The organism is Streptomyces sp. NPDC038135, assembly GCF_055601245.1.
Window position 1 is genome coordinate 576,793 of sequence record NZ_JBVJXS010000003.1, and the last position, 25,680, is coordinate 602,472.

General features: G+C 72.9%; 22 protein-coding genes, 1 tRNA gene and 3 pseudogenes. 17 read left to right on the forward strand and 9 right to left on the reverse strand.

Annotated features, from left to right (window positions below; all coding sequences use genetic code 11):
• Positions 1-91: 91 nt before the first annotated feature.
• Positions 92-1,618 carry a substrate-binding domain-containing protein gene (locus tag ACZ7JA_RS10980; protein ID WP_470807919.1) on the forward strand — a complete coding sequence of 509 codons (1,527 nt, stop codon included), beginning with the start codon at positions 92-94 and terminating at the stop codon, positions 1,616-1,618.
• An 8-nt stretch (positions 1,619-1,626) separates the two neighbouring features.
• Here ACZ7JA_RS10980 and ACZ7JA_RS10985 read toward each other — a convergent pair whose 3' ends face one another.
• Positions 1,627-2,373, reverse strand: coding sequence for an SLATT domain-containing protein (locus ACZ7JA_RS10985; protein WP_351667459.1), 747 nt, complete (start codon positions 2,371-2,373; stop codon positions 1,627-1,629).
• Between the two features lie 274 nt (positions 2,374-2,647).
• On the opposite strand from ACZ7JA_RS10985, the gene ACZ7JA_RS10990 reads away from it, so the two are divergent.
• From ACZ7JA_RS10990 to ACZ7JA_RS11020, 7 genes are all read left to right on the forward strand, one after another.
• A complete protein-coding gene (locus ACZ7JA_RS10990; RefSeq protein WP_351667457.1) occupies positions 2,648-2,992 on the forward strand; it encodes a YbaB/EbfC family nucleoid-associated protein in 345 nt (114 codons plus the stop codon).
• A gap of 111 nt (positions 2,993-3,103) precedes the next feature.
• A complete protein-coding gene (gene recR, locus ACZ7JA_RS10995; RefSeq protein ID WP_250401419.1) occupies positions 3,104-3,703 on the forward strand; it encodes a recombination mediator RecR in 600 nt (199 codons plus the stop codon).
• Complete coding sequence (locus ACZ7JA_RS11000) at positions 3,696-4,358, forward strand: DUF5063 domain-containing protein (protein WP_351667455.1); 663 nt, start codon at positions 3,696-3,698, stop codon at positions 4,356-4,358. Before recR ends, ACZ7JA_RS11000 begins: the two co-directional genes overlap by 8 nt.
• A gap of 159 nt (positions 4,359-4,517) precedes the next feature.
• The gene (locus ACZ7JA_RS11005) at positions 4,518-5,789 is read left to right on the forward strand and encodes an aspartate kinase (RefSeq protein WP_351667453.1); all 1,272 of its coding nucleotides are present in this window, start codon (positions 4,518-4,520) and stop codon (positions 5,787-5,789) included.
• Positions 5,786-6,859, forward strand: coding sequence for an aspartate-semialdehyde dehydrogenase (locus ACZ7JA_RS11010; protein ID WP_351667451.1), 1,074 nt, complete (start codon positions 5,786-5,788; stop codon positions 6,857-6,859). The genes ACZ7JA_RS11005 and ACZ7JA_RS11010 overlap by 4 nt, the downstream gene beginning before the upstream one ends.
• Before the next feature lie 319 nt (positions 6,860-7,178).
• Positions 7,179-7,871, forward strand: a complete 693-nt coding sequence (locus ACZ7JA_RS11015; protein WP_389300653.1) for a SigE family RNA polymerase sigma factor — start codon at positions 7,179-7,181, stop codon at positions 7,869-7,871.
• Positions 7,868-9,148, forward strand: coding sequence for a DUF4232 domain-containing protein (locus tag ACZ7JA_RS11020; protein WP_404025681.1), 1,281 nt, complete (start codon positions 7,868-7,870; stop codon positions 9,146-9,148). Before ACZ7JA_RS11015 ends, ACZ7JA_RS11020 begins: the two co-directional genes overlap by 4 nt.
• Before the next feature lie 50 nt (positions 9,149-9,198).
• Here the strand turns inward: ACZ7JA_RS11020 and ACZ7JA_RS11025 are convergent, their stop codons facing one another.
• Complete coding sequence (locus ACZ7JA_RS11025; protein ID WP_470807920.1) at positions 9,199-10,017, reverse strand: SURF1 family protein; 819 nt, start codon at positions 10,015-10,017, stop codon at positions 9,199-9,201.
• Between the two features lie 194 nt (positions 10,018-10,211).
• Here ACZ7JA_RS11025 and ACZ7JA_RS11030 point away from each other — a divergent pair, with 194 nt between their 5' ends.
• Positions 10,212-12,020 carry a S9 family peptidase gene (locus ACZ7JA_RS11030; RefSeq protein ID WP_389300660.1) on the forward strand — a complete coding sequence of 603 codons (1,809 nt, stop codon included), beginning with the start codon at positions 10,212-10,214 and terminating at the stop codon, positions 12,018-12,020.
• Positions 12,021-12,081: 61 nt separating this feature from the next.
• Here ACZ7JA_RS11030 and ACZ7JA_RS11035 read toward each other — a convergent pair whose 3' ends face one another.
• Both ACZ7JA_RS11035 and ACZ7JA_RS11040 read right to left on the reverse strand, forming a co-directional pair.
• Complete coding sequence (locus ACZ7JA_RS11035; RefSeq protein WP_470807973.1) at positions 12,082-13,929, reverse strand: NAD-binding protein; 1,848 nt, start codon at positions 13,927-13,929, stop codon at positions 12,082-12,084.
• 103 nt (positions 13,930-14,032) lie between these two features.
• Positions 14,033-14,959, reverse strand: coding sequence for an SCO2400 family protein (locus ACZ7JA_RS11040; protein WP_470807921.1), 927 nt, complete (start codon positions 14,957-14,959; stop codon positions 14,033-14,035).
• Positions 14,960-15,240: 281 nt separating this feature from the next.
• Here ACZ7JA_RS11040 and ACZ7JA_RS11045 point away from each other — a divergent pair, with 281 nt between their 5' ends.
• Positions 15,241-15,714 carry a carboxymuconolactone decarboxylase family protein gene (locus ACZ7JA_RS11045; protein WP_351667443.1) on the forward strand — a complete coding sequence of 158 codons (474 nt, stop codon included), beginning with the start codon at positions 15,241-15,243 and terminating at the stop codon, positions 15,712-15,714.
• Positions 15,715-16,022: 308 nt separating this feature from the next.
• On the opposite strand, the pseudogene ACZ7JA_RS11050 reads toward ACZ7JA_RS11045, so the two are convergent.
• Positions 16,023-16,229: pseudogene (locus ACZ7JA_RS11050) on the reverse strand (Scr1 family TA system antitoxin-like transcriptional regulator); the annotation flags it as partial.
• 178 nt (positions 16,230-16,407) lie between these two features.
• Here ACZ7JA_RS11050 and ACZ7JA_RS11055 point away from each other — a divergent pair.
• The 3 genes from ACZ7JA_RS11055 to ACZ7JA_RS11065 all read left to right on the forward strand — a co-directional run bounded on the left by ACZ7JA_RS11055 (position 16,408) and on the right by ACZ7JA_RS11065 (position 18,898).
• The gene (locus ACZ7JA_RS11055; protein ID WP_450742646.1) at positions 16,408-17,370 is read left to right on the forward strand and encodes an NAD(P)H-dependent flavin oxidoreductase; all 963 of its coding nucleotides are present in this window, start codon (positions 16,408-16,410) and stop codon (positions 17,368-17,370) included.
• A gap of 87 nt (positions 17,371-17,457) precedes the next feature.
• Positions 17,458-17,847 (forward strand): BlaI/MecI/CopY family transcriptional regulator, encoded by a 390-nt coding sequence (locus ACZ7JA_RS11060; protein WP_450748709.1) that lies wholly within the window; start codon positions 17,458-17,460, stop codon positions 17,845-17,847.
• 109 nt (positions 17,848-17,956) lie between these two features.
• Complete coding sequence (locus tag ACZ7JA_RS11065; RefSeq protein ID WP_470807922.1) at positions 17,957-18,898, forward strand: M56 family metallopeptidase; 942 nt, start codon at positions 17,957-17,959, stop codon at positions 18,896-18,898.
• Between the two features lie 33 nt (positions 18,899-18,931).
• Here ACZ7JA_RS11065 and ACZ7JA_RS11070 read toward each other — a convergent pair whose 3' ends face one another.
• Positions 18,932-19,387 (reverse strand): tellurite resistance TerB family protein, encoded by a 456-nt coding sequence (locus tag ACZ7JA_RS11070; protein ID WP_351667435.1) that lies wholly within the window; start codon positions 19,385-19,387, stop codon positions 18,932-18,934.
• A 401-nt stretch (positions 19,388-19,788) separates the two neighbouring features.
• Here ACZ7JA_RS11070 and ACZ7JA_RS11075 point away from each other — a divergent pair, with 401 nt between their 5' ends.
• Positions 19,789-21,762 (forward strand): YncE family protein, encoded by a 1,974-nt coding sequence (locus ACZ7JA_RS11075; RefSeq protein WP_351667433.1) that lies wholly within the window; start codon positions 19,789-19,791, stop codon positions 21,760-21,762.
• A 359-nt stretch (positions 21,763-22,121) separates the two neighbouring features.
• Here ACZ7JA_RS11075 and ACZ7JA_RS11080 read toward each other — a convergent pair whose 3' ends face one another.
• Positions 22,122-22,925: a nucleotidyltransferase domain-containing protein gene (locus ACZ7JA_RS11080; protein ID WP_470807974.1), complete on the reverse strand. Its 804-nt coding sequence runs from the start codon at positions 22,923-22,925 to the stop codon at positions 22,122-22,124.
• Between the two features lie 203 nt (positions 22,926-23,128).
• Entirely contained in the window at positions 23,129-24,118 is a 990-nt protein-coding gene (locus ACZ7JA_RS11085; RefSeq protein WP_470807923.1) for a helix-turn-helix transcriptional regulator, read from the reverse strand.
• A 92-nt stretch (positions 24,119-24,210) separates the two neighbouring features.
• Between ACZ7JA_RS11085 and ACZ7JA_RS11090 the strand changes: the two genes are divergently transcribed.
• The 3 genes and pseudogenes from ACZ7JA_RS11090 to ACZ7JA_RS11100 form a co-directional block, all read left to right on the forward strand.
• Positions 24,211-24,609, forward strand: coding sequence for a VOC family protein (locus ACZ7JA_RS11090; protein WP_351667429.1), 399 nt, complete (start codon positions 24,211-24,213; stop codon positions 24,607-24,609).
• A gap of 54 nt (positions 24,610-24,663) precedes the next feature.
• Positions 24,664-25,191: pseudogene (locus tag ACZ7JA_RS11095) on the forward strand (SMI1/KNR4 family protein).
• A gap of 100 nt (positions 25,192-25,291) precedes the next feature.
• Positions 25,292-25,452: pseudogene (locus tag ACZ7JA_RS11100) on the forward strand (site-specific integrase); the annotation flags it as partial.
• A 98-nt stretch (positions 25,453-25,550) separates the two neighbouring features.
• Here ACZ7JA_RS11100 and ACZ7JA_RS11105 read toward each other — a convergent pair.
• Positions 25,551-25,624 (reverse strand) — tRNA-Pro (locus ACZ7JA_RS11105).
• Positions 25,625-25,680 lie beyond the last annotated feature (56 nt).

Consider the following 25,680-nt stretch of genomic DNA (forward strand, 5'->3'; position numbering starts at 1 on the left):
CGGCGAACTTCGGCGGACGTGTCCGGTTCCCGCCCCTCCCGGTGCGTACCGTGACCCCACCATCCGACTCCGGTGAGTGGCGGGGGCACCCATGGAGTGGCTGAGCGCGGAGAACGTCGTGGCCGTCGGCACGGCGGTGCTGGGCATCGTCGCGTCCGCCGGCATGGTCTGGTACGAGCGCCGGGTGCCGCGCCGCAAACGAATCGGCTACCGGGTGCAGATGGACAACCCCATAGGCGACGACGTGCGTTCGGGCCGGGCCAACCGCCGGCTCGGCCTCTTCGACGAGGCGCCGGACATGGCCGACGCGACCCTCGTCCTGCTCCGCCTGGAGAACGACGGCTCGCAGGGCATCGACCGCGACGACTACACGGGCCCCGAACGGCACGGTCTGACCGCGGTGTTCACCGACCGCACCGTGCGGGGCGTCTCGGTCACCCAGCCGACCGACACCGACCACCTGATGGACCACTTCACCGCCGAGCGCGGGTTCGGCTACGAGGGCAACACCCTGCGCGTCCCGCGCGTGCCGCTGAACCGGGGAGACCACTTCAAGCTGCTCGTGCTGCTGTCCGGCGGGGACGTGGGCCGGGAGATCCGGGTCGTCGGCGGGATCAGGGACGGCGAGGTCCACCCCAACCGCAGCGCCACACCCGACGACAAACCGCCCCTGTTCAGCCGTGCCTCCCGGTTCATCACCATCATGCTCACGGTGTCCGTGGTGACGCTGGCGGCCATCGTGGTGGCCCGCGACGACACGCCCCCGCCGATCGGCTGCGCCAGGGGCGCGCTGATCGTCGCGGGGTCGACGGCGTTCGCGCCGGTGCTGCGGGAGGTGGCGCGCAAGTACGAGGCGGACTGCGAGGGCGCGGCCGTCACCGTGGACCCGCACGGCTCGACGGCCGGCCTGCGGGAGCTGGAGGCGGCCGGCGCCGAGGCGAAGAAGGGCTCGCCGCCGCTGCTGGCCCTCTCCGACGGGCCGAAGAGCGCCGACATGCCGGAACTGCGGGAGAACCGCGTCGCGCTGTCGGTCTTCGCGCTGGTCGTGAACGACGACGTGGGCCTGAGGAACCTGTCCACGGCCGACGTACGGCGCCTGTACCGGGGCGAGATCCGCGACTGGAGCGAGCTGGGCGGCCGGTCGCTGCCGGTACGGCTGGTCAGCCGGGACGCGGGCTCCGGCACCCGGCAGGTCTTCCAGCGCCGGGTGCTGGGCCGCGGCGAGATCGCCAACTCCTCCGTCGACTGCGTCCACAAGGACGACGCGACGGCCCGGGTGACCCGCTGCGAACTCGACTCCACCGACCAGGTGCTGGCCGAGGTGGCCCGGCTGCCCGGCGCCGTCGGCTACAGCGAGATCAACCTGGCCACCCGGGCCGAGGGCCTCCACGTCCTGGCCCTGGACTCGAACGCCCCTTCCGTGGACGCGATCGAGCACGGCCGCAGCGCCTACCCGTACCGCGAGATCGAGTACGCGTACACCTACGGGCAGCCCCCGGCGGACTCCCTGGCGTCGAGCTTCCTGACCTATCTGGCCAGGGGCAACGGGCAGGACGTCATCCGTACCCACGGCCATGTGCCGTGCTGGACGCCCCAGGGCCTGCGGCTCTGCCGGTGAGGCGCGGCCTACCGCGGCTCCGGCGGCCGCTGGCGGGGCATGTTCGGGCGGGCGCCGTTCGCGGGCGGCAGGGGGTGCCGGCCCGCCGGGGCCACCGCCTCCGCCCGCACGCCGGAGGCCGCCGTCTGGATGCCGAGCGGCGCCGACCCCGTGCGGAACGCCACCATCCAGTCGGCCGTCTCGGTGCGCACCAGGTCCTGCACGTCCTCCGAGAAGCGCCGCAGCACCCCCAGGCACCGCTCGGCGGCCTCGCTGGCCGTGCCCTCGGCGGGCCCCAGCATCTCCCGTACGCACTCCGAGGCCCAGTCGAACTGCAGCGCCTGCAACCGCCGCTGCACGGCCTGCGCGGTGGCCACGTCCCTTATCCACCCGGACGTGACCCCGAAGAACCGGTCGGCGCCGAGGCAGGCCACCGCGAACAGCAGCGCCAGATAGCCCCAGGGCGCGACCCCGCCGACCACCCCGGTCATGTCGAGCAGGGGCAGCGCGGCCCCGAGGACCGTCCCGGTCGCCGCCCCGGCCCGCAGCGCGCGGGCGCCCCGCCGCTTCCACACCCGGTCCTCCAGGTACCAGGCGGCCGTGTGCAGCGCCCCGCGCTCCACCCACCGGTACAGCTCGTCGAGGCGTTCGGCGGGCTCTCCCCAGTCCCCGAGCGGGAAGGTCCGCCCGGTCAGATCGCCCGGCCGCGGTCCGGCCGGACCCTCGTCCCGCCCGTCCTGAGGCGGACCCTCGGGCTGCATCTCCGGCTGACCCACCCGGCACTCCCTACTGAACACGACACCGATCACGGCACTGCGCACCCCCGTCACACGGTGTGACGTCGGATGCCGGTGTGCGGCCACCTTCCTACCGCCCAATGGGTGGCGCGGACGTGGCTTTGCCGGCTTTTCCGCCCGGAAGAGGGCCTTGATCAGGTATAGGGCCGCCGCCGTAATCACTCGAAAGAGTGGCGCGGCGATGGCGGGGCGGACCACGTAGGCTCGTGCACAGCGAACGACGACGCAGTGGACGAGGAACCAGGAGCTGATCGTGATTCCCGGTGGTGGCCAGCCCAACATGCAGCAGCTGCTCCAGCAGGCCCAGAAGATGCAGCAGGACCTCCAGCGGGCCCAGGAGGAACTGGCGAACACGGAGGTCGACGGGCAGGCGGGCGGCGGTCTGGTGCGGGCGACCGTCACCGGCTCCGGCGAGCTGCGGGCGCTGAAGATCGACCCGAAGGCGGTGGACCCCGAGGACACCGACACCCTCGCGGACCTGATCGTGGCGGCCGTCCAGGCGGCGAACGAGAACGCGCAGACCCTGCAGCAGCAGAAGCTGGGCCCGCTGGCCCAGGGCCTCGGCGGCGGCAGCGGCATCCCGGGCCTGCCCTTCTGATCCGGCGCCCGTTCCGGTGCCCGCCACCTGAGCGAAACCTCCGCCGCCTTCCAAGGACGGGCGGCAGCCGACTACCGTACGTACCGAAAGGTCTCCAGGAAGGGCAGTCCGTTGTACGAAGGCGTGGTCCAGGACCTCATCGACGAGCTGGGGCGGCTGCCCGGCGTCGGTCCCAAGAGCGCGCAGCGGATCGCCTTCCACATCCTGCAGGCGGAGCCGGCCGACGTGAAGCGGCTCGCGCAGGCGCTCCTGGAGGTCAAGGCGAAGGTCCGCTTCTGCGCGGTCTGCGGCAACGTGGCGCAGGAGGAGCTGTGCAACATCTGCCGCGACCCGCGCCGCGACCCGTCCGTCATCTGCGTGGTGGAGGAGCCGAAGGACGTCGTCGCGATCGAGCGCACCCGTGAGTTCCGCGGCCGCTACCACGTCCTCGGCGGCGCGATCAGCCCGATCGAGGGCGTCGGCCCCGACGACCTGCGCATCAGGGAACTCCTGGCCCGGCTGGCGGACGGCACGGTCACCGAGCTGATCCTCGCCACCGACCCCAATCTCGAAGGCGAGGCGACGGCCACGTACCTCGCCCGCATGATCAAACCCATGGGCCTGAAGGTCACCCGCCTGGCCAGCGGCCTCCCGGTGGGCGGCGACCTGGAATACGCGGACGAGGTGACTCTCGGCCGCGCCTTCGAGGGGAGACGACTCCTAGATGTCTGACGCCACGCTGCACGACTCGACGCGGAACCCGGACGACTTCTCGGTCCAGATCGCGGACCAGGTCGAGAGCTTCCTGGTCGCCGTCACGGAGGTGGCGAGGGGAGACGAGCCCGGCTCGACCGTTCCCTTCCTCCTTCTGGAGATCTCCCAGCTCCTGCTGGCCGGCGGCCGGCTCGGCGCCCACGAGGACTTCGTCCCCGAGGAGCGCTACGAGCCCGACCTCGGACCCGAGGGGGACGTGGACGAGCTCCGCGAGAACCTGGCCCGGCTGCTGGACCCCGTCGACGTCTACTCCGAGGTCTTCGACCCCTACGAGCCCCGCAAGGCCTCCGTGCCGGCCCGGATCTCCGACGACATCGCCGACATCATGGCCGACCTCCGCCACGGCATGGCCCACTACCGCTCGGGCCGCATCACGGAGGCCCTGTGGTGGTGGCAGTTCTCCTACTTCTCCAACTGGGGCCCCACCGCCTCCGCCGTGCTGCGCGCCCTCCAGTCCGTCCTCATCCACGTCCGCCTCGGCCAGCCCCTCGAGGAGCTCGACGGCCTCGACACCGACCAGGGCATGGGCGACGAGACCCTCGAGTTCGAGGCGGGCCGTGTCATGGCCGAGGAGATCGGCGGCCCCCTCGGCATGGGCCGTCCGGCCACGTAGCCGCCGCACTGTGACGCGGGGCACTTTGCGCGTGCCCGGCTCCCGGCTGGGCAGGTGCCGGTTGCGGGCGTCCGGTGTCTCACCATGCGGGAGCAGGGGGGCGGAAAACGGACGCTCGGTAAACTGAGCCGACACAAACGAACCGAGCGAGGAGCGCACGTGGGCCTTGTCGTGCAGAAGTACGGAGGCTCCTCCGTAGCCGATGCCGAGGGCATCAAGCGCGTCGCCAAGCGGATCGTGGAAGCGAAGAAGAACGGCAACCAGGTGGTTGTCGTCGTTTCCGCGATGGGCGACACGACGGACGAGCTGATCGATCTCGCCGAGCAGGTTTCACCCATGCCTGCCGGCCGGGAGTTCGACATGCTGCTGACCGCCGGTGAGCGCATCTCCATGGCGCTGCTGGCCATGGCGATCAAGAACCTGGGGCACGAGGCCCAGTCGTTCACCGGGAGCCAGGCAGGCGTCATCACCGACTCGGTCCACAACAAAGCCCGGATCATCGACGTCACGCCGGGGCGCATCCGCACCGCGCTGGACGAGGGCAACATCGCCATCGTCGCCGGGTTCCAGGGCGTCAGCCAGGACAAGAAGGACATCACCACGCTCGGCCGCGGCGGGTCCGACACCACGGCGGTGGCCCTGGCGGCCGCCCTCGACGCCGAGGTGTGCGAGATCTACACCGACGTCGACGGCGTGTTCACCGCCGACCCGCGCGTGGTGAAGAAGGCGAAGAAGATCGACTGGATCTCCTTCGAGGACATGCTGGAACTCGCGGCCTCCGGTTCCAAGGTGCTGCTCCACCGCTGTGTGGAGTACGCCCGCCGCTACAACATCCCGATCCACGTCCGGTCCAGCTTCAGCGGACTTCAGGGCACGTGGGTCAGCAGTGAGCCGATTGGGGACCAGAAGGTGGAGCAGGCCATCATCTCGGGCGTCGCGCACGACACCTCCGAGGCCAAGATCACGGTCGTCGGCGTCCCGGACAAGCCGGGCGAGGCCGCGGCGATCTTCCGGACCATCGCGGACGCCCAGATCAACATCGACATGGTCGTGCAGAACGTGTCCGCCGCGTCCACCGGCCTGACGGACATCTCCTTCACCCTGCCGAAGACCGAGGGCCGCAAGGCCATCGACGCCCTGGAGCGCAACAAGGGCGGCATCGGCTTCGACTCCCTGCGCTACGACGACCAGATCGGCAAGATCTCCCTGGTCGGCGCCGGCATGAAGACCAACCCGGGCGTCACCGCCTCGTTCTTCGAGGCGCTGAGCGACGCGGGCGTGAACATCGAGCTGATCTCGACCTCCGAGATCCGTATCTCGGTCGTCACCCGCAAGGACGACGTGCCGGAGGCCGTCCGCGCCGTCCACTCCGCCTTCGGGCTCGACTCCGACACCGACGAGGCCGTCGTCTACGGGGGCACCGGCCGATGACCGGCAAGCCGACGCTCGCGGTCGTGGGGGCGACCGGAGCCGTCGGCGCGGTCATGCTCCAGATCCTGTCCCAGCGCGCGGACGTCTGGGGCGAGATCCGTCTGATCGCCTCCCCCCGCTCGGCCGGCCGCAAGCTGGCCGTGCGCGGGGAGGAGGTCGAGGTGACGGCCCTGACGGAGGACGCCTTCGCCGGGGTCGACGTCGCCATGTTCGACGTGCCCGACGAGGTCGCCGCCGAGTGGGCGCCGGTCGCCGCCGCGCGCGGTGCGGTCGTCGTCGACAACTCCGGCGCCTTCCGGATGGACCCCGACGTGCCGCTCGTCGTGCCCGAGGTCAACGCGCACGCGGTGCGCAACCGGCCGCGCGGGATCGTCGCCAACCCCAACTGCACCACCCTGTCGATGATCGTCGCCCTGGGCGCGCTGAACGCCGAGTTCGGGCTGCGCGAGCTGGTGGTGTCGTCGTACCAGGCGGTGAGCGGCGCCGGGCGGGCCGGCGTGGACGCCCTGCGGGCCCAGTTGTCCCTGGTCGCCGGGACCGAGCTGGGCACGAAGCCCGGTGACGTGCGGCGGGCCGTCGGGGACGACACCGGGCCCTTCCCGGAGCCGGTCGCGCTCAACGTGGTCCCGTGGGCCGGGTCGCTGCGGGAGGACGGCTGGTCCTCGGAGGAGATGAAGGTGCGGGACGAGTCCCGCAAGATCCTCGGGCTGCCCGCGCTGCCGGTCGCCGTCACCTGCGTACGGGTGCCGGTGATCACCACGCACTCCCTCACGGTCCACGCCCGCTTCCAGGGCGAGGTGACCGTCGACGGCGCCCGCGAGATCCTCGCCACCGCGCCCGGCGTGGTGCTGTGCGACGACCCCGCCGCCGGCGAGTTCCCCACCCCCGCCGACGTCGTGGGCACCGATCCCACCTGGGTGGGGCGGGTCCGTCGGGCGTTGGACGACCCGACCGCGCTGGAGCTCTTCGTGTGCGGCGACAACCTGCGCAAGGGCGCCGCGCTCAACACCGCGCAGATCGCCGAGCTGCTGGCGGCGGAGATCACGGGAGATACTGTCGCCCGCGACTAGAACGTTTGTAGTATCCACATAAGGAATGTGGCCGGGAGCATGGTCCAAACCACTTGCTCCGCGCTCCCCGGCGGCAGAGGATTTTCCTCCCCGTCCCCCGCAACCGTGCGGAGGGCGGGGAGCGTCTTTGCAGTGACCCTTGCGAGACGTGGGCGTGGGGATCCGGCGTGGGGACGCCGTGATCCGGGCGGGGGACGCCCGTTCGATTGGGACATAAGGGAAGAGCGGGGCGCATGACGGCTGTTGAGGACCCGTCGGTTGTCGCACATGTGACGTCCGGCACGTACAACCCTTCTGGGGGGAAGCGTGTCCAACTGGCGTGGCAGAGGTACTCGAACTCAATGCGGCCCGCGGCACCGCGGCCCTCCGGCCGCCTCGTGCGGCGCTCCGGCCGCGCTTGGCCGGCGGCATGCCGGTGATCGCGCCCATGCCTGCAGCGCGGCCCACCCGCATCCCCAGTCAGCGTGACGGCTCCGACGACACCGCGGCCGCCGCGCCGGCCGCGGAAACCGCGGCCGCCGGCACCACCGTCGACCACCTCACCGAGACGTACCGGGCGCACTACCGCTCGCTGCTCGGTCTCGCCGCGCTGCTCCTCGACGACACCGCCTCCTGCGAGGACGTCGTCCAGGAGGCGTTCATCCGCGTCCACTCGGCCCGCAAGCGCGTCCGCGACCCCGAGAAGACCCTCGCCTACCTCCGGCAGACGGTCGTCAACCTGTCCCGCTCCGCCCTGCGCCGCCGCATCCTCGGCCTGAAGCTGCTCTCCAAGCCGATGCCGGACATGGCGAGCGCGGAGGAGGGCGCCTACGACCAGCTCGAGCGCCGCGACCTCATCAAGGCGATGAAGGGCCTGCAGCGCCGCCAGCGCGAGGTGCTGGTGCTGCGCTACTTCGCGGACATGACGGAGGCCCAGGTCGCCGAGACGCTCGGGATATCGCTGGGCTCGGTGAAGGCGTACGGCTCCCGGGGCATCGCCGCGCTGCGCGTGTCCATGGAGGCGTCGGCATGAGCGAGCGCACCGAGCACGGCGACGAGGGCGTCCCGCCCGAGGACCGCTCGGCCGAGGACCTCTCGCCCGAGGACCCCGCGCCCGGGAACCTCTCACCCGAGAACCTCTCGCACGAGCGCCACGAACCCTACGCCTGGCACGAGCCGACGGAGGGTCACGAGCAAGAGCACCCGCAATCGCACGCTGGGAACGGAACTGTGAACCACGGCCCCGAAGAGAAGGGCTCACAGAAGCCCGCCACGGGCCTCGACGCGCTCGACGGGCTGGGCTCGGACGAGCAGGCCCTGCGCAGTCTGCTGCACTCGGCGGTCGGCGACATCGAGCCGCGCACCGGCACCCTCGACCACCTGCGCCGGGCGGTACCGGCCCGCCGGGCCCGCAAGCGCCAGGCCGCCGTCGGCATGGCCGCCGCGGCCCTGTTCATCGGCACCGCCATCCCCGCTCTCGTCCATGTCTCGAACTCCGGTGGCACCGACCCCAACACCGCCATGGCGGGCCAGTCCTCCGAGGCGCAGGGCGGGGCGACCCAAGGAAAGGACCCGCAGGCCGGCTCCGGCGGCACCGGCGGCTCCCGCGGCAGCACCCCCGGGCAGGACAAGAGCAACGGCAAGACCGGTGAGCACGGGACGACCGGCGGCGGCAACGGCTCGGGCGGCGCCGCCGACCCGTCCGCCCCCACGGCCTCGGGCGCCGGACTGTGCACGGCGGCCCAGCTGAGCTCCGTCACCGGCAGCGCCGCCGCCCCGGACTCGACGGGCGTGGTCTACGGCACCTTCCGCGTCACCAACACCTCGGGCGCCGCCTGCACCGTGACCGGCGGGGTCGTGGTCAGCGCGACGGCGCAGGGCGCGGCCGACCAGGCCAAGATCGGGGTCGTCCGGCACGTGGCCGGGGACGCGGCGGCCGCGCTGCCCGACCCCTCCCTCGACGTCCCCAAGCTGGTCCTGCAGCCCGGTGCGGCCTACGAGGAGCGGTTCGCCTTCGTGCCCTCCGAGACCTGCCCCACCGGCGGCGGCTCCACCCCCACCGGCGGCTCCGACGGCGGGGTGGACCCCTCGCCCGACCCGTCGCCCTCGCAGGACGCGAGCGCCGGCGGCGGCACGGACACGGGCGGCACCTCGGGCACCACCACCCAGCTCGTCACCGAGGAGGGCACGGCCGACGGCAGCGTCCTCGTCGGCTACACCGGCGAGACGGGCTCCCCGTCGGCCTCCGCGACCGTGCCCAACGCGTGCGCGGGCACGGTGTACTACACCGGGGTGCTGGCCGCGTCGTAGCCCCGGGGCGGGCGGCGGCCGCAGGGGAGGCCGCCCGCGAGCGCGGCGTCTCAGACGGCGGTGGAAGCGGAGGCCTTCCCCCGCTCCTCGCCCTCGCGTTCCTGCTCCTGCTCGGGCAGCAGGCCGAGCGCCGCGTCCCGCTGGAACTCCACCTCGCGGCGCAGCAGCCGGAACCACATGAAGACCACGAAGCCGGCGAAGACGAACCACTCCCCGGTGTAGCCGAGGTTCTGGAAGGCCTTCAGGTCGAGACCGGTGCCGGCGGGCGCGGTCGCGGGCACGGCCTTCATCCCGGCGTCGGCCCGGTCGAGGGTGACCCAGGCGTCGTACAGCCGGTCCGGCACCAGGTTGACCAGCGTGGCCGAGCTGATCGCCGCCGTCTGCCCGGCGGGCAGCCCGCCCTCGGCGCCGGCGCCGTTGCTCCCCGGCGTCTCGGAGGCCTGCAGCGCACCGGTCACGGTGACCTCGCCGGACGGTGCGCCGGGCGCCTCGGCCGCGTTCGCGGCGCCGGGCAGCCAGCCCCGCACCACCGGCAGGGACCGGCCGGAGTCGGTGCGCAGCAGCGTCAGCACGTAGAAGCCGTTCCTGCCGTCCAGCTCCCGGCCGGGCACGAGGAGCTGCTTGCCGTACCGGCCGCTCGCGGTGACCCGCCGTCCCGAGGTGCTCTTGTCGACGGGCAGCATCGTGTCCAGGGGCCGGGCCGTCTCGTGCCCGTCCGACGCGGCCTGCTCGGTGGCGGCGCGGTGGTCCTGCACCCGCCCCTCGAACCGGCTCAGCTGCCAGGTCCCCATGAAGACGCAGAACGGGATGGCGAGCAGCACGAAGACGTTGATGCCCCACCAGCGGGGAGTCAGCAGAAACCGGTACACGCCCACAACGGTACGGGGCGGGGGCGACCGGCCCGTGCCGGGGTCGGCCGGCCGCGGGAGTGGACCTGCGTACGCACTTGTGCCCGTATGCGTGTGCGGACCGCGTGGGCGCGATCGGGAAGTTGTCCACAGGCTGGGGGCACCGTCAGCGGATTGTCGGTCGGGCCAGGCACTATGGGCGCATGACTGGGGCGATGAGTGAGAGCAGGACGCCGGACACACCGGACATGCCGGACTGGGAGAAGCGCTTCCGGGCGCCGCGGGTCTCGCTGCCCGACTGGGCCGAGGACGCGCCGGACCGCGCCCTGTTCGTGTCGAACGCGACGGGCACCTACGAGCTGTACGCCTGGGACCGGGCGACGGGCGGGCAGCGGCAGGCAACGGACCGGCCGAACGGCACGACGGACGGCGTGCTCGCCCCGGACGGCGAGTGGATCTGGTGGTTCGACGACAAGGACGGCGACGAGTTCGGCGTCTGGCGCCGCCAGCCGTTCACGGGCGGCGCGGACGAGACGGCCGTCCCCGGCCTCGACCCCTCCTACCCGGCCGGTCTGGCCCTCGCCCGGGACGGCCGCACGGCGGTGGTCGGCCGCTCCACGGACGACGAGGGCACGACCATCCACCTCGCCCGCCAGGGCGAGCCCACGGTGGAGATCTACCGCCACCGCGAGTCGGCCGGCGTCGGCGACCTCTCCCACGACGGCACCCTGATCGCCATCGAGCACACCGAGCACGGCGACGCGATGCACGCGGCCCTGCGCGTGCTGCGCCCGGACGGCACGACGGTCGCCGAGCTGGACGACACCAAGGGCGGCACCGAGGAGCTGGGCCTGGAGGTGCTGGGCTTCGCCCCCGTGGACGGCGACACCCGGCTGCTCATCGGCCACCAGCGCCGGGGCCGCTGGGAGCCCCTGGTGTGGGACGTGGCGGCGGGCACGGAGACGGACCTCTCCTTCGACCTGCCCGGCGACGTGAGCGCCGAGTGGTACCCGGACGGCGCCGCCCTGCTCGTCGTCCACGGCTACGAGGCCCGCAGCGAGCTGTTCCGCTACGACCTGGCCGCCGGCGAGCTGACCCGCATCCCCACCCCGCCCGGCACGGTCTCCGGGGCCACGGCCCGGCCCGACGGCGACGTGGAGTTCCTGTGGTCGTCGGCCGCCGAGCCGCCCGCGGTGCGCTCCACCTCCGGCCGCGTCGTCCTGGACCCGCCCGGCATGAAGTGCCCGCCGTCGGTGCCGGTGGAGGACGCCTGGGTGGAGGGCCCCGGCGGCCGCATCCACGCCCTGATCCAGAAGCCGGCCGGCGCGACCGGCCCGCTCCCCACGGTCTTCGACCTGCACGGCGGCCCGACCTGGCACGACAGCGACTCCTTCGCCGCCGGCCCGGCCGCCTGGGTGGACCAGGGATACGCGGTGATCCGCGTCAACTACCGCGGCTCCACCGGGTACGGCCGCGCCTGGACGGACGCCCTGAAGCACCGGGTCGGCCTGATCGAGCTGGAGGACGTGGCCGCCGTGCGCGACTGGGCGGTCTCCTCCGGCCTCGCCGACCCGGACCGCCTGGTCCTCACCGGCGGCTCCTGGGGCGGCTACCTCACCCTCCTCGGCCTCGGCACCCAGCCGGAGGCGTGGGCGGTGGGCATCGCGGTGGTGCCGGTCGCGGACTACGTCACGGCGTACCACGACGAGATGGAAGCCCTGAAGGCCATGGACCGCACCCTGCTGGGCGGCACCCCGGAGGAGGTCCCGGACCGCTTCGAGGCGTCCTCCCCGCTGACCTACGTCGACCAGGTCAAGGCCCCGGTGTACATCTCGGCGGGCGTCAACGACCCCCGCTGCCCCATCCGCCAGATCGACAACTACGTCCAGCGCCTCCAGGCCCGCGACGCCCCCCACGAGGTCTACCGCTACGACGCGGGCCACGGCTCCCTGGTGGTGGACGAACGGATCAAGCAGGTCTCCCTGGAGCTCGCTTACGCCAACCGCCATTTGAACAGGGCGTAACCGCCCCCGTCCGAGGGCTCGGCCGGTATCGAGGGTCCAGGGGGCGGAGCCCCCTGGACCCTCACCCCAACTCCGCCAGCCCCCGGCGAGTGGCGGCCACGACCACCCGGTCACCAGCCCCGAGCACGTAGTCAGGCCCCACGTCCCCCCGCCCCTCCACCGCCAGCACCCGCCAGGCCCCGCCCCGGAACGCCGAGCCCACAGCCCGCCCCTCCAGCTCCGCGTGCCCGCCCACCGACACCGAAGCGAACAGCAGCACCCTCCGCTCGACCGGCAGCGCCCCCAGCACCTGCCGCCCCAGCATCGCCCCCGCGAACGCGGGCGCCGAGAGGTGCGAGACACTCCGGCTCCGCGTAGGCGCCCCGGGATGCGCGGCCCGCAGCGTCCGGTAGACCGCCGTCGCGAAGTCGTCGTCGTACAGCCGCAGCACCACCCGCAGATCCGGCCGCACCGACCGGGCGTACAGCGCGGCCTCCAGATTGGTCGTGTCCGCGCTGGTCACCGCGAGCAGCGCATACGCGCGGTGGATCTTGGCGGCCTCCAGCACCCCCTCCTGCGTCACGTCGCCCAGCACCACCGGCACCCGCAGCCGCCGGGCCGTCGCCAGCCCCCGCGCCTCCGGGTCCGCCTCGACGCACACCACCGGGACGTTCAGCTCCCGCAGCCGGGTCAGCACCCGGGTGCCGATCTTCCCCAGCCCCAGCAGCACCACATGCCCCCCGAGCCCGCGCGGCGGCTTCCGCAGCGCGGAGGCGCTCCGGAAGGTGCCCAGCGCCTCCAGCACGGCAGCCAGCAGCACCGGCAGAAGCAGCAGCCCGACGAGCCCCGACAGCAGTTGCAGCACCTGCCGCCCGAGCGACTGCCCGATCGCGGGATCGTCGATGGCGAACAGGTCGAGCAGCGTCAGATAGAACGCCGGCAGGGCGCCGATGTCGGTGACCACCCACAGCGCGACGGCGAGCGCCACCACACACGCCACCAGACCGGCCAGCGACCACCGCAGCCGCCGCGAGAAGAGGGAGGCGAGCGGCGGTACGACCCCGGCCGCCACCCCGCCACCGCGTCCCGCCGCGTCCGGCACCGCTCCGCCCACGGCCGACACCTGCTCCAGCACCAGGGCCGGCCGCCCGCGGGCGAGCCGCACCTCGTCGTCGTCGGGCAGCAACCGGGGCTCCTGCTCCCCGCCGTGCTCCCCGCCGGCCCGGCCCGTTCCACCGGGCCCGCCGCCGTTGGCGGAAAGCAGCGCCAGTGTGCACAGGCCCTGGTCGGGGGGTTGCCCGTCCCGGGCCGGCGGCCGCTCGACGGACCGCAGCAGCAGCCCGCCGGCCTGGACGACCTTGGTGGTGCCGGCGACGGCGGCCGCGGCCAGCGCGGGCGCGGCGGTGTCGGCGTCGGACAGCACGGTCGTGGAGGCGTCCGGCCCGCCGTCGGGTCCCTCGCCCGAGGCCAGCGTCGCCGCCTGGTCGAGCAGTTCCTCGATGTGCTGGCCCAGCCTGCGGTTGTACAGCCGCAGGACGAGCCGGAGTCGGGGGTTGAGCCGGCGGGCGGTCAGCGCGGCCCTGATGTTGGTCTCGTCGTCGTCGTACACGAGCGCCAGCGCGGTCGCCCGCTCCACCCCGGCCTCGGCGAGCACGGCCTCGGTGACGTCGACGGCCTCCAGCACCCGCACGCCGTCCGCGTTCTGCGTACCCGCGCCGGCCCCTGCGGAGCCGGCGCCGCCGGCCCGTCCGACGGCGGCGCTGACCATCCGGTCGAGCAGCGCGGCCGAGGCGGCGCGCGCCCGCCCGACCACCGGGGGCCGGACCAGGCGCTCGTTGGGCGGCACGACGAGGGTGACCTGCTCACCGTGGAAGGTGCGCAACTCGGCGGTCAGGCGGTGCGCGAGCGCGTCGTCGCCGCACACCACCATCGTCGCCGTCCCGGCGCCGGGCCCACCCTGAATCGGAACGCTCGCCACGAGGGAGAAGACTGCCCCAAGCCGATAGGTGGTTCCAGCAACCAGATGAACCGGGTCAGCCCAGGCACACCACGAGCAGGCAGAGCTGGTGCTGGGAGGGCGAGGTGGCCGCGGGCGACGGACTCGTCTGCGTCGTTCCCGAGGCGGTGCTCCCGCCGTTGACGGGCGTCGAGGTGGCCGGCGCCTGCGCCGTCGTGCCGGTGCTCCCGGAAGCGGACCCGGAACCAGACCCGGACTCAGTTCCGGACCCGGACCCGGACCCGGACACCGAGCCGACGGTCTGCGTCACGGCCCGGGTGACCGCCGGAAGCGGGGAGGCGACGGCGTCCGGACGGCTGTCGGACGCGGTGGTGGGCGCCCCGGCGGCCATGGCGTGCCGGCCCTGCCCGTCGGACGCGGAGTGCCGGGCGCCGGCGTGCGCGGGGGCCGCCGGGGTGTGCGCCGGGGGAGTGGCCCGGTGACGGCCGGTGGGCGGTGTCGCGTCGGGCCGGGACTCGGCGGAGGTCTGCCGCTCCGCGACGCCCATGCTGTGGGCGTCGGCCGCCGAGGCCGCCTGGGCCCGGTCGCCGGACTGCCGGTCCAGGGAGGCCAGCGTGAGCCCGCCGCCGACGATCGCGAAGGCGGTGGCGACCGCCGCCCGGCGCTTGTTCTTCTTCCAGCGCACGAGCTGCCGCCGCCGGGCCGCCCGCCCCTGCGAAGCGGCCGGACGGACCGCGACCTCGCCGGACGGCTGGAACCGGGGCGCGCCGTCCGCGGCGGCCGGTGCGGGCTCCTCGTCGGCGTCGACGGGGCCGTCGTCGTACCAGTCACCGGTGCCGAACGCGTCGAACGGATGCGTCTCCGCCCCCGCCATGGACACGGCCGGAGTCGTCCGGGGCGCGCTCACGGCCGCCGGCGGAGCGATGTCGGGGGCGTAGGCGCCGCACCCGGGACACACCAGTGCGCCGTTCAGATGCCGACGGCACGAGGAGCAGTAGTCCATTCACGGTCTTCCTGAGTCGGCGGCGCCTGCGGCCACGGTCGGGGCCAGTTCACGTACGTACGGGAGATCGAGCGGCAACGGTAACGAGGCGTTCCGCAGACTGTGTGCGGTCTGTGTGGCGCTCCTGCACACATTTCCTGCGGATCCGTGACCGGCTCCGGATCACCGGTTCTCACGCCCCGCCCACCTGGAGTGACCCAGGTCACAACCGTTGCTGTCACATCTCCCCGGCCCGTTCCGTCAAGGAGGTGTAGCCAACAGCAACCGCACAGGAGGACGTCATGGACGCTCGTTTGAACCTCTTCGAGAACCCGGTCGCCGGCAAGTTCTTCCGTTACATCAACTCCGCCGGGAAGGTCCTGTCGGACTCGACGCTGCCGCTCGCGACGCAGGAACTGGTGAAGCTGCGCGCCAGCCAGATCAACGGCTGCGGTTTCTGCACCGACATGCACAGCAAGGACGCCGCGCATGCCGGTGAGACCGCGATCCGCCTCAACCTGGTCGCCGCCTGGAGGGAGGCGAAGGTCTTCACCGACGCCGAGCGCGCCGCGCTGGAACTGGTCGAGCAGGGCACCCGCATCGCCGACGCGGCCGGCGGCGTCAGCGACGAGGCCTGGGCCGACGCCGCCAAGCACTACGACGAGGAGCAGCTCGGCGCCCTGGTCTGCCTGATCGCCCTGATCAACGCCTACAACCGCATGAACGTCATCGTCCAGCAGCCGGCCGGTGACTACGAGCCGGGGATGTTCGGCTGAGGAGACACCGACGGCGCCCGCGCGCACCCGGCCCGCGGGCTCAGCACGCCTCGCCCAGGAAGGCCCCGGTGCGGCAGTCGCGGCAGTGACCCGGGGCCGGGGCGCGGAAGGCGCGGTCGCAGCCGTCGCAGTTCTGGAGCGGCAGGGTGGCCGGGCGGGCCGCGGGGTGCGACGGCTCGGGCGGGGCGCACAGCGGTGTCTCGCGGAGGCGGAAGGCGAGGATGTGGGCCGGGCGGGCCCGCAGACTGCCGGGGAGCCCTGCCGTGAGCAGCGCGGTGATCTGCGCGGAGTCCAGCCCCGCCGCCAGCCTCCGAGCCGTCCGGCAGCTCGAGGAGCGTCAGCGAGCCGCCCATCGCGTCGTGGGCCCCCTGGTCGAACGGCAGCACCTGCAGCGTGATGTGCGGTTCCGCCGCGGTCCGGAGCAGTCGCCTCAGTTGCTCACGCATCACGTCACGGCCCCCGACCGGACGCCTCAGCACCGCCTCGTCCAGGACGACCCACAACCGGGGCCGGTCGGCCGCCCTCCGCCCCGGAGGGCGAGTCGGGCCGCGGCCTGCTCCTCGTGGACGCCCTGGCAGCACGCTCGGGCTGGACGCCCCGGCACCCCGTGGGCAGGACGGTCTGGGCGGAGGTCGGGGTGCCGGCCGGTGCGGGGGATGCCGCTCGCGCCCGCGTGGGGCGATGATGGCGGCCATGGCGTTGTCGACGGCGTTCACGAAGTTGTTCGGGGTACGGCACCCGGTCGCGCTGGCGCCCATGGGCGGCTCCGCCGGGGGCGCGCTGACGGCGGCGGTCTCGCGGGGCGGTGGGTTCGGGCTGCTCGGCTCCGGCGACGGCGACCCGGACTGGCTGGCCCGCGAGGTGCCCCTGATCCGGCGGGGCACCGCGCAGCCCTGGGGTGTCGGCCTGCTGACCTGGCAGATCGACGCCCGTGCGGTCGAACGGGTACTCGAGCACCGGCCCAGGGCGGTGATGTTCTCGTTCGGGGACCCGAGCCCGTACGCCGAATCCGTCCGCCGGGCAGGCGCCGCGCTCATCGTGCAGGTCACCGACATGGAGGAGGCCCGGCAGGCGGTGGACCTGGGCGCCGACGTCATCGTGGCCCAGGGCACCGAGGGCGGCGGGCACGGGGCCCGGCACGGGCGCTCCACCCTGCCGTTCGTGCCGCTGGTGGTGGACCTGGCGGCGCCGGTGCCGGTGCTGGCGGCGGGCGGGATCGCCGACGGCCGCGGCCTGGCGGCCGTCCTGGCCCTCGGGGCCGCCGGGGCGCTGATCGGCACCCGCTTCCAGGCCACGGCCGAGGCGCTGGTCCACCCCTCGGTCTCCGCCGCGCTCGTCGACGGACGCGGGGAGGACACGGAGCGCAGCCGGGTACTGGACATCGTCCGTGGCTCCCGCTGGCCCTCCCGGTACACCGCCCGCACCCTGGGGCACCCGTATCTGGACCGGTGGCGCGACCGGGAGCAGGAGCTCGAAGCGGACGCGCGGGCCCGGCAGGACTACCAGGACGACGTGGCGCGGGGCGCGGTGCCGGCGCTGCCGGTGTGGGCGGGCGAGGCCGTCGACCTCGTCACCGGCCTGCCCCCCGCGGCCGGCCTGGTGGGCGCCCTGGCCGACGGCGCCGAGGAGGCGCTGCGCCGGGCGGGCAGATGCTGACCACGGCACGGGTGCTCCGGTGTGCGCCCCGGCGTGTCCCTACGATGTACCGCCCATGACCTGGGGACGGCGGAAGGGAGACGGGGCGTGACGGCAGACCGGCGGCGTTCCCGGCGCGGGCAGGGCGAGCTGGAGGCGCAGGTCCTGTCGGCGCTGCGGGAGGCGGGCGGACCCGCGACGGCCGGCTGGGTGCAGGAGCGCCTGGGCGGCGACCTCGCCTACACGACGGTGGTCACGATCCTCACCCGGCTGCTGGCCAAGGGCGCGGTCACCCGGGAGCGGGCGGGCCGGTCCTTCGCCTGGACGCCGGTGTCGGACGAGGCGGACCTGGCCGCGCGGAAGATGCGCAAGGTGCTGGACGCCGGCGGCGACCGGCAGGCCGTACTGGCCAGCTTCGTCACCGGTCTCGGCCCCGAGGACGGGCGACTGCTGCGCGAACTGCTGGGCGAGGACCTGCTGGGAGAGGACCCGCCGTGAGAAGACCCGCCGGGAGTGGACCTGCCGGGAGAAGACCTGCCGGGAGAAGACCTGCCGGCGGACGACTGAGGCCCGATGGCGATCCTCTGATGGAGATCACGGGGGCCTGATGGGACTTTTCGTCTTCCTGCCGCTGGTGCTGCCGTTGACGGCGTGGCCGGTCGCGCGCCTGGCCGAACAGCACCTGCATCCCCGTGCCGCCACGCGGCTGCTGGCGGCCGTGGCGGCGGTGATGGCGGTGTGCAGCACCGTCTGCCTCGCCCTGGTGATGGTGGTCGGCACCGCCCAGCTCCCCGGCAACCCGCTGCCCGACGCCTGGTCCGACCCCGAGGTGCGCGCCGCCGTGCCGTACGACGAGATCGCCGGCAAGGCGGCCATCCCGGCTCTGTGCGCGGTGGTCGCGGCCTGCGGCCGGACCCTGTGGCGCCACGCCCGCACCCGGCGTCGCGCGCACCGGGCCCTGGCCGGCCTCCGGCGCGCCCAGGTGGCCGTACTGCGTGACGAGGCGGCGTACGCGTACGCGCTGCCCGGCGGACGCGGACGAAGGGACCGCGTGGTCGTGACCACCGCCCTGCTGGAGCGGCTTCGGCGGCCCGGTGAACGCAGGGCCCTGTTCGCCCACGAGCGCGCCCACCTCGCCGCCCGGCACCACCGCCTGCTCCTCGCCGTCCACTTGGCGGCGTGCGCCAACCCGTTCCTGCGCCCGCTGCGCACGGCGGTGTCGTACACGGCGGAACGGTGGGCGGACGAGGAGGCGGCCCGCGTGGTCGGCAGCCGCCGGACGGTGGCCCGCGCCATCGGCCGGGCGGCCCTGTCCGCCCACCGCGCCCCGGCCGCGACGCTGCCGTGCCTCGCCGCGCCCGGACCGGTCCCGCGCCGGGTGGCGGCGCTGCTCGCGCCCGCCCCGTCGGGCCGCCCCTGGCCGCCGGTGTTCACCTCGGTGGGCCTGGCGGCCTGGGGCGCGGCGGTGGGCACGGCCGTGTCCGCGCTGTCGTCGGCGAACTCGGCCATGACGATGTACCTCGTCCTGAAGGCGGCGACGCCCCTTTGAGGACCGTGCGCCGCCGCCGTCAGGGCCTGACCGTCAGAGGTCGAACTCGTGCGGCGGCAGGTCGAGCGCGTAGCACGCCTCGCGGACGACGGCCTGCTCGTCCTTGTCGAAGTCGCCGTCGGCGCCGCCGATGACGATGCCGATCTGGATCACCGCACGGGCCTCCGCCGGCTTCTTCTTCGCCTTGGCGATCTCCTGCATCACGCTGACCTTGCCGAAGGCGAAGTCGGCGGTGAGCTTGTTCAGGTTCTCCTCGAAGCGCCGGCGCAGATCGTCGGCGGGGAAGTTCTGCAGTACCTCGTTGGTACCGATGAGCTGGGCCACGCGCTGCCGCTCGGAGGGATCGACGGTCCCGTCGGCAGCCGCGACCAGCGCGCACATGGCCATGCTCGCGTCTCGGAAGGCGCCGCTCTTGAGGTCGTTCTTCTTCGCCACCAACTGGTTCTGCATCTGAGACGCGGACTCCTTGAGGCGGTCCCACAGGGCCATGCCAACCAACTCCACATGCGATAGACGGCGTTGCGGCCACCAGAAGGGGCGACCGCATCTTCTACAGCAACGTAGAAACCAGCGCCGGGGTTCCACCTCCGGCCGGCAGGTCGGACTTCCCGACCACTCGGAGCGCGCCGCAGGACCGTACGGGCCGCGCGGGTGGCGCCGCCGTGCGCCTGCCTCGCGGTGTCGTGGTCCGCCGACGCGATGTCGCGGCCCGAGGCGAGTGACCTCTTCACAACCGAAACCCCCTCCTCATTTGTCACAGTCATGCCATACGCTGCCTCCAGCAGCCGCGCCCCGCGCGTCACCGCCGTCCGGCGGTCACGTCCGGGTGCCGCGCGGCGCACTCATCTCCCCGGTCCTGCACCGGGTCTCCTCGTGGGGGTAACAGCACTGTGCGTAGGCGCAGCATCTCGACCGCGACGGCGCTCGCGGTCCTCTTCGGCTCGGCGGCGCTGAGCGCCGGCGTGGCCGGCACCGCCTCGGCCGCCTCGGCCGCCCGGGTCACCACGCCCGGCGGCCTCGCGGTGGACGGCGCGGTGAAGCGGGTGTTCGTCGGCGACGCCGCCAAGGACACCGTCGTGGCCGCCGACTACTCCGGCGCCGTCCTCGGTTCGGTCGGCGGTGTCACCGGCGTCAGCGACCTCGTCGTCTCGGACGACGGCTCGACCGTGTACGCGGCCGCGCCGCAGATCCACGAGATCTGGGCCATCGACGCGACCACCCTGGACGTCAAGGCCCGCTACACCGTCTCCACCAACTACGGCCCGCGCCACGTCGCGTTCAGCGGCGGCAAGGTGTGGTTCTCCTACGGCGACCAGTGGGACGGCGACATCGGCTCCGTCGACCCGGCCGTGGACCCGGCGACCGGCGCCGACCCGGTGGCCATGGCGCAGTTCCCGACCGAGGGCACCTCGGTCGGCGTCTGGGGGCAGGCGCTGCTGGACACCGACCCGACCCAGCCGGGCGTCCTCGCCGTCGGCGAGACCGGGCTCTCCTCGGACTCGATGGCCGTGCTCGACGTCTCCGGCGCCAAGCCCGCCGTGGTCGCCTGGCACAACGGCGACTACTCCCTGAACAACGGCATCGGCGACATCGACGTGGTGCCCGGCGGCAAGCAGGTGCTGGTCAACGGCCGGGACCGGGACGCCTACGCGAACGGCACGTTCAAGGCCGCCGGCTCCTACCCCGGCGGCCAGTTCGCCGACATCGCCTCCAACGGCCTCGTCGCCCAGGCGAGCGGCACCAAGATCCTCACGTACCAGCCGAACGCCACCCTGCCGCTGCACACCTACGACCAGGGCAGCACCTCCCGCCCGGCCGACCTCGCCTGGGCGCCGGACGACTCCCGGGTCTTCGCGCTGGTCGGCACCGGCAGCGAGAGCGACGGCTACACCCTCAAGGTCCTCACCGACCCGGGGCTGAACAGCCCGGCCCTGACGGTCAAGGCGCCGGCCACCGCGACCCGCGGCAAGTCGCTCACCGTCACCGGCCGGCTGACCGCGTCGGTGCCGCTGCCGGCCGGCGTGAAGCTCCAGGCCACCCGCACCGACCTGGAGTCCCCGAGCGGCAAGGCGCTGCCCGACGTCACGGTGAAGTCGGACGGCACGTACTCCTTCTCCGACACCCCGCCCGCCGGCGGCACGGTCACCTACAAGGTCAGGTACGCGGGCGACGCCACGCACTCCGCGGTCTCCGCGACCGGCAAGGTCTCCGTCTCCCGCGCCTCGACCTCGCTGAGCCTGAACAACAACGGCAAGGTGTACTCCTACGGCGCCGACGTGAAGTTCACGGCGCACCTCGGCACGACGTACAAGAACCGCACGGTCGAGATCTGGGCCAACCCCTACGGCGGCGACAAGCCCAACAAGCTGCTCAAGAGCGGCACGGTCGACTCGCACGGCAACATCTCCGCCACGGTCGACATGACCCGCGACACCGACGTCACCGCGGTCTTCAAGGGCGACGCCCGCTACAAGCCGAAGACGGTCAAGTCCACGGGCTTCGCCAAGGTGAAGAACTCCAGCGTGATGTCGAAGTACTACAAGAAGGCCAAGATCGGCACGACGACGTACTACTGGTTCCACAAGAACACCGCTCCGGTGATCACCACGACCATGTCGTACTACTCGGGCCGCAAGGAGCGCCTCGACCTCCAGGTCTACTACCAGGGCAAGTGGTACGCCACGGACGGCAGTTCGGAGTACTTCAAGCTCGCCTCCAACGGCAAGTGCGCCGTGAACCTGGGCGCCCCCGGCCAGTCCGGCATCAAGGCCCGCGTCCGCGCGTCCTACATCAACGGCTCCTCGGGCGACACCGTCAACACGACGACGTACGGCTCGTGGAAGTACCTGTACTTCTCCAGCTGACCCGAGGGTGACCCAGCGGCACCGGCAGAGCCTCTGCCGGTGCCGCCGGCATGTCGGTGCGCAGGGCCGCCCCTTCGCGCGGCCCACCGCCCTGGGCGGAGCCGCCCACCAGCACGCATTCGGACTGGCAGGCCAGCCTCCCGCTCGCAGCCGTCGCAGCCGTCGCAGCCGTCGTCACTGTCGCGCGGCATACCGGGTACCCGTCCACCCATGCTGGCCCTCGTGTACCGGTCCTTCGACACGGCGACGACCGTGTGGGCGTTCGTGGCGTCGCTTCTGGTGGTGCTGGCCGTGGGCTGGTACGTCCGGCGCCGCAGATAGGCGCGACCTGCCGGTGGCCGAAGCCATCGAGGCCTGTCTCAGCCGGCGAGCCGCCCGCAAACCTCGGCAGCCAGCTCGTCAACGGCATCGAGCACGCTGAACAGCGCATCCGGGCCCGTGCCGAGCGCGGCGAACAGACCGTGGGCCCGCCCGGAGAAGTCCCGAGGCGCACCCGGGAGTTCCCCCGCGGCCTGAACAGCACCCTTCTCGTTCACCACCCAGCAGCCCGCGTGAGCATGCAGGCCGTGGACGAGAAGCCCCACCGCGCGGAACAGGCAGCCGGCGACATGGAAGGTGTCGCCGCGCATCGCTCCCTTGCGGGCGTTGGCCAGGATGAAGGGAGCCTCCCACCGCGCGTTGGCGATCAGCGCCTCGCGCAGCGGCTCCGGATAGCGCCGGGTCTCCTGCTGCAGGGCCCGCAACCGACCGCTGTCATCGACGAGAACCCGGCCGAGGGCCAGCTCCCCGGCATACGCGTGGGAGTACACCCCGAGCGGATGCCCGGCCTGTACCCCGACCTCTAAGCGCCCCTCCCGGCACTCCTCCCAGATCCGGCGAACGCGGTCCAGGTCGCGGTAGATCCAGTCGACACGGCACCCGTCGACGGTCAGCCAGGACCCACCGTCCACCCACGGCCCCCACCCGCCCGGCTCCGTCACCTCGACCCGCTCACCGGTCAGTTCGAACGCGAGCCGGCGCAGGGCGGCCGTGTCCAGCGGGGGCCGGTAGTACACCCCGAGATCGAAGTCGGAGTCGGGACGATGCGTCCCCCTGGCCCGACTGCCGCCCAGACACACACCGACCACTCCACCGACGCCGGCCAGCCGACCAGCGATCTCCATCAGGCGCTCCACGCACCAGAGTGTGCAGAACCGGCCGACTCACAGCGACCAATTTCTCCGCCGCCCTTGGCGGCTGGGCGCCGCCGAGGTGGGCGCCGCCGAGGTGGGCGACGTCGAGGTGGGCGACGTCGAGGAGCAGGCGTCTCAATTGCGCGGACTGCGTCGCTACGAGCGCAGCGCCCAGCGGTCGTACCTCCCCGCCTTCACGCTTGGCGAGCGCTGGAAGCGAGGCGATCGGCGAGCGCGCTGACGAGGTCGCGCAGTTCGTCGGGGCGCTCGATGACGAACGGCCGGTCGAGCGAGGCGAGCACGGGAGGCACCCAGTCGAGCCGCTCCGCCCGCAGCTCGACGCGGTGCCAGCGCTCGGCGACCTGGTCCTGGCCCGCCGCGGGTTCGAGCTCCTCGAGGCTCGCGATGCCCGCGGGCAGGTGGGCGCGGATCTGCTCGACCGTCCCGTGGATCCGCAGGGTCACCTCGTACCGGTACTCGGCGGTGGCGAACGCCGACAGCACGCGCTGCGCCGGACCGGGACCCGAGGGCGCTTCGAACGAACCGGGAAGGGTCCGCGCGTCCGCGATGCGATCGAGCCGGAAGGTCCGGTTCTCGCCGATCCGGGCGTCCTTGCCTGTGACGTACCACCGGCCCGCATGCGCGACGATCCCGTACGCGTGCAGCGTGCGTTCGCTGCGCCGCCCGTCGCGGTCGGTGTAGCGGACCAAGACCGGCCGGCGGTGGCGCACCGCGTCGGCGACGGTGAGCAGTACCCCGGTGTCCGGGGCCTCGAATTCCCCGGGCTGTTCAGTGAAGGCGAGGGATTCCAGGAGCGTGTCGAGCCGGCGGGCGAGGTGCTTGGGCAGCACTCGCCGGACCTTCACCGACGCCGTCTCGTTGGCCGTGCGCTGCGTCGTCGTCAGCCCGGCTCGGCGGCCGGCGACCAGGCCGAGCAGCACGGCCAGCGCCTCGTCGTCGCTGAGCATGAGGGGAGGCAGGCGGTACCCGGGCGCGAGCCGGTACCCGCCGTAGCGGCCGCGCACCGACTCCACGGGCACATCGAGGTCGATCAGCTGGTCCACGTACCGCCGCACGGTGCGCCCTTCGACGCCGAGCCGGTCGGCCAGTTCGGCCACTGTCCGGGTGCCGCCCGACTGCAGCAGTTCGAGGAGGGTGAGCACGCGGGCGGTGGGTCGGGACATGTACACAACCTAGGCGAATAGAGGACCGATTCTGTCCACTATTCCTCCTAGCCTGCGCAGTGCACGCCTCAAGCACAGCCAAGGAGATCCCCATGGAGTTCGTCTCGATCCGCATCATCACCGGCGACGTGGCACGCCTCGTCGAGTTCTACGAGCGGGCCACGGGGGCGCGGGCGACGTGGGCCACGAAGGACTTCGCCGAACTGACCACAGCGGGCGCCACCCTCGCGATCGCCGGCAGCAGCACCGTCCCGCTGTTCGCCCCGGGCTCGGCCCGCCCGGCGGACAACCACAGCGTGATCACCGAGTTCCTCGTCGACGACGTGGACCGCGTCCACCAGAACCTGACCGGCTTCGTCACGGACTTCGTCACCGAGCCGACCACGATGCCCTGGGGCAACCGATCGCTCCTGCTGCGCGACCCCGACGGCAACCTGGTCAACTTCTTCACCCCCGTCACCCCGGCGGCCATCGCGAAGTTCGCCCGCTGACCCCCCACGAACCCTTCCCGCCGAGGCCGGCGGGCTGATCGCCAACCTGTCCGCGTGGTCGACCCCGCTGATCGCCAGTTCCCCGCGGCCCTGGCCGCGGCCTTGACGCTCCCGTTCGACTACGACGACGGCCACGGCGTCGACTTCGAACCCTTCCCAGCCTTCCTGTCCGCCGAGGACACCACCGACTGGTTCCGGGCGTAGACAGGCAACGCGAAGCTGGACGGCGACTGCTTCCGAGTGTTCGGCCAGGATGGTACGGGTGGCTACGCGGCCATCTGGCTCGTCCACCCACACCGCCCGCTGGCCGACCAGCCCGTGGTCTTCCTCGGTTCCGAGGGAGAGACCGGTGTCGTGGCGCGCGACCTGAACGCGTTCCTGTGGCTGCTGGCCGGCGGATACGGCCCCTGGGAAGCGGCCACGTCGTACGCCTCCGACTGGACTCCGCGCCACAACCAGAAACTGACGGCCGTCGCCAAACGATTCGCCGCCCGCTCCGAACAGCCGGCGGCCGCAGTGGTCGAACAGGCAACCCAGGAATTCCCGAACTTCGACGAGACCATCACGCCCCTCTGCCGCTAACCGCACTCACCGCCCAGTCGTGCCGTGCTCGGCACCCCACGAGCAGGACGGACGCCCACCCAGGACGCGCACCTTCGTCCAGACGGAGACCGCCCCGACTCGGGGCGTGCCGCCGCGCGAGCTCTCGAGGCTCGTCGGGCACTGGGGGCGGCCGCGACCGCCGTGACCAAGGAGGTCTACCGGAAGCAGATCCGGCCCGTGATCCAGACCGGCGCCGTGGTCATGGACGGCATCTTCGGCACGCAGGAACGGCACCTGTAGACACGCGGGAAGCGGTAGTCACTCAGATAGACAACGCAGGCAGAAACAGCTCAGGCCGGTACTGAATCCAGTACCGGCCTGAGCTGCTGTTTCGGCTGTCGGGGTGGCGGGATTTGAACCCACGACCTCTTCGTCCCGAACGAAGCGCGCTGCCAAGCTGCGCTACACCCCGATGTCGCTGCTTCTCGCGGCGACGTCGTTTACTTTAGCCCACTGGTGGCCGGAGAC

Coding starts and splice junctions, on each gene's coding strand:
- ACZ7JA_RS10980 (WP_470807919.1), top strand. CDS start 92: ATGGAGTGGCTGAGCGCGGAGAACGTCGTGGCCGTCGGCACGGCGGTG.
- ACZ7JA_RS11000 (WP_351667455.1), top strand. CDS start 3,696: ATGTCTGACGCCACGCTGCACGACTCGACGCGGAACCCGGACGACTTC.
- ACZ7JA_RS11010 (WP_351667451.1), top strand. CDS start 5,786: ATGACCGGCAAGCCGACGCTCGCGGTCGTGGGGGCGACCGGAGCCGTC.
- ACZ7JA_RS11020 (WP_404025681.1), top strand. CDS start 7,868: ATGAGCGAGCGCACCGAGCACGGCGACGAGGGCGTCCCGCCCGAGGAC.
- ACZ7JA_RS11030 (WP_389300660.1), top strand. CDS start 10,212: ATGAGTGAGAGCAGGACGCCGGACACACCGGACATGCCGGACTGGGAG.
- ACZ7JA_RS11035 (WP_470807973.1), bottom strand. CDS start 13,929: ATGGTGGTGTGCGGCGACGACGCGCTCGCGCACCGCCTGACCGCCGAG.
- ACZ7JA_RS11040 (WP_470807921.1), bottom strand. CDS start 14,959: ATGGACTACTGCTCCTCGTGCCGTCGGCATCTGAACGGCGCACTGGTG.
- ACZ7JA_RS11045 (WP_351667443.1), top strand. CDS start 15,241: ATGGACGCTCGTTTGAACCTCTTCGAGAACCCGGTCGCCGGCAAGTTC.
- ACZ7JA_RS11055 (WP_450742646.1), top strand. CDS start 16,408: ATGGCGTTGTCGACGGCGTTCACGAAGTTGTTCGGGGTACGGCACCCG.
- ACZ7JA_RS11065 (WP_470807922.1), top strand. CDS start 17,957: ATGGGACTTTTCGTCTTCCTGCCGCTGGTGCTGCCGTTGACGGCGTGG.
- ACZ7JA_RS11070 (WP_351667435.1), bottom strand. CDS start 19,387: ATGGCCCTGTGGGACCGCCTCAAGGAGTCCGCGTCTCAGATGCAGAAC.
- ACZ7JA_RS11080 (WP_470807974.1), bottom strand. CDS start 22,925: ATGGAGATCGCTGGTCGGCTGGCCGGCGTCGGTGGAGTGGTCGGTGTG.
- ACZ7JA_RS11085 (WP_470807923.1), bottom strand. CDS start 24,118: ATGTCCCGACCCACCGCCCGCGTGCTCACCCTCCTCGAACTGCTGCAG.
- ACZ7JA_RS11090 (WP_351667429.1), top strand. CDS start 24,211: ATGGAGTTCGTCTCGATCCGCATCATCACCGGCGACGTGGCACGCCTC.